Below are 1,464 nucleotides of genomic sequence, written 5' to 3'. Positions count from 1 at the left end.
TCGTCGACACGGGCCGCGTCTACCCCGTCGTGACGTTCTTCGGGTCCGGCACCCAGGTCTACCCGGACATCGATTCGGTCACCGACCTCGGCTACCCGGAGATCGACTTCGTCGGCGGCGTCTGGCGCGGCATGTACGGCCCGCCGGAGATGGACCAGGAGATCGCCGACTTCTACGCCGAAGCGCTGGAAGAGACCGTCAACAGCGAGCCCGTGCAGGAGTGGAGCAACGAAACGGGGAACCCGGTCGTGTACGAGGGCCCGGAGGTCGCCGAGCAGAACTTCGCGGACGCCTTCACGCAGTACGAGGAGCTCGAAATCCTCGAACTCGTCAACGAAAACCAGCCCTGAATCGATCGCGGCGCGACCGGCGCGTCGAACTCAATTTATTTATAGTTGGAGTCCAGCGGATCAGATAATACTGTCATGGTCAATTACTCAAAACGACTTGAAGGAATCACGGCGGAACACGTCTTACTCGTAACGCTGCTCGGGCTGTCCGTAGTGTTCTACGTCGACCCGATAATCAAGGATTACCCGGAGAACGCGACGATCTTTCCGCAGTTGATGGCACAGGTCGTCGGGATCGGATCGTTCCTCCTCCTCATACAGAACTACCTCCCGGGACCGCTCCAGAAGTTCGTCGCCCAGGAAGTGAGTATGACGGAGAGCTTCGAGGAGGGCCAAACCGAAGGTGTCGGCGCCATCGAGGACGCCGAGGAGGACGAGGGCTCCACGGACGTCGCGGACACCGCCGTCGACGAGAGGTATCTCGATACCGACGATGACGACGATACCGAGGGCGTCCGGGCGAAAGACCTCCCGCTCCATCAGAAGTGGGGCATCGACATCAACAACACCGTTATCATGATCGTCTTCTCGAGCATCTACTTCGCGCTCGGGTGGGCGGTCGGGTTCCTCTACGTGACGCCGCTGTTCGTCTTCGCGTACACCACGTGGTTCAGAGTGAGACCGCTCAAGTCGGCGTTCCTCGCCGTGCTCGCGACGGTCATCGTGTACGGGTTCATCGTCTTCCTGCTCATGCCGTTCGATCAGGGAGCGATCGTGTTCACGGAGGGGCTCTGAATGGCGGTCGCAAGTCTGGTCGAGGGGATACAGATCGCGGTCAGCTGGCCGGTCATCGGCTGGATGGCCGCCGGGCTGCTCGCGGGGATCGNNCGCGCTCGCGATCGCGACGACGGCCTCCGCGTTTAACGGGTTCATCGCCGCGATCCTGTTAGTCCTCATCTCCCCGATCCTCATCGAGGTCGTCCTCCTGTTCGGATCGGTGGAGTACTTCCTCCTCGCGATCCTCGGGATCTCGCTCATCACGATCGTCGCGGACGGGTCGATCGTGAAGGGGATCGTCGCGGGCGCGTTCGGCTTTATGATCTCGACGATGGGCATCGCCATCATGGCGCCGACGCCGCGCTACGCGTTCGGCCAGCTCGCGCTGTACGACGGG

General features: G+C 61.8%; 2 protein-coding genes and 1 pseudogene. All 3 read left to right on the top strand.

The features are described 5' to 3' along the window. A pseudogene (locus DJ73_RS20145) lies at window positions 1-350 on the top strand (ABC transporter substrate-binding protein); the annotation flags it as partial. Between the two features lie 153 nt (window positions 351-503). Further along, entirely contained in the window at window positions 504-1,085 is a 582-nt protein-coding gene (locus DJ73_RS04050; RefSeq protein WP_198948046.1) for a hypothetical protein, read from the top strand. Between the two features lie 103 nt (window positions 1,086-1,188). Beyond that, a partial coding sequence (locus DJ73_RS20820; protein WP_321166848.1) for a tripartite tricarboxylate transporter permease occupies window positions 1,189-1,464 on the top strand: 276 nt, incomplete at its 3' end.

This window comes from Halorubrum sp. Ea1 (assembly GCF_002252965.1).
In the GTDB taxonomy this organism is placed as follows: domain Archaea; phylum Halobacteriota; class Halobacteria; order Halobacteriales; family Haloferacaceae; genus Halorubrum.
The sequence above is the reverse complement of the archived record's forward strand: the minus strand, read 5'-3'. Positions and strand labels throughout refer to the sequence as shown.